Below are 658 nucleotides of genomic sequence, written 5' to 3' on the forward strand. Positions count from 1 at the left end.
AAGAGGAAATTTCGACCTAGACAAGATCTCTAAAAGATTGCGGGTGTTCTCCATATCATCCACAAACAAGGGGATCGGTCTGAATTTCCACGGTAGGGTGTTCGTGGCATCTCCACTGATCGGGAAAGGTTGGTCACAGTATGGGATGGGTGTTGGGATTGCCTGGTAGATCCATCTTGGAAAGTCGAAACTTCTAGGAGACTTGAATTCGATCATACGAAGCTGTTTGAATACTCGTCTAAATCTACCGAGGATTGTCAAGACAGATTTCCGACTGGCAAGGGAAAAGTCCTCGTTCTTAATTCGCACTAGGGCTGAAAAACGATACCATTTCCGTGTTTCTGGAACGAGAGGGTAAAGGCTCCATCCACCGTCCATGCTTTGGAAGCAGACCAGTTCGACCTTGGCCATTAACTCCACAAACTGGAGCCAATAGAACTCTGGGGCGTCGTCAATCATTAAGGATATTCCATATGCAATAAAGAAATCTCTGATCAAACCGTTGCGGATCTTGGGAGTAAAATAACTGATCTGCCACGTTGCCGGGTGTCCTCGATGCAGTTTAACTGGGGCATAACTTCGACGCACAGACTCTAGGTACGTCATTGGGAAGTTGAAAACTCCCTTGATAGAAAACCGCTCTACAAAGGACAAGAGG

At 46.4% G+C, this 658-nt stretch carries 1 protein-coding gene; it reads right to left on the reverse strand.

Features of this window, described 5'->3' with window-relative positions; all coding sequences use genetic code 11:
- A partial coding sequence (locus tag ACO0K4_RS19415; protein WP_422958324.1) for a hypothetical protein occupies nucleotides 1-459 on the reverse strand: 459 nt, incomplete at its 3' end.
- Nucleotides 460-658 lie beyond the last annotated feature (199 nt).

It is taken from the genome of Undibacterium sp. RuTC16W (assembly GCF_049339445.1).
GTDB lineage: Bacteria > Pseudomonadota > Gammaproteobacteria > Burkholderiales > Burkholderiaceae_D > Undibacterium.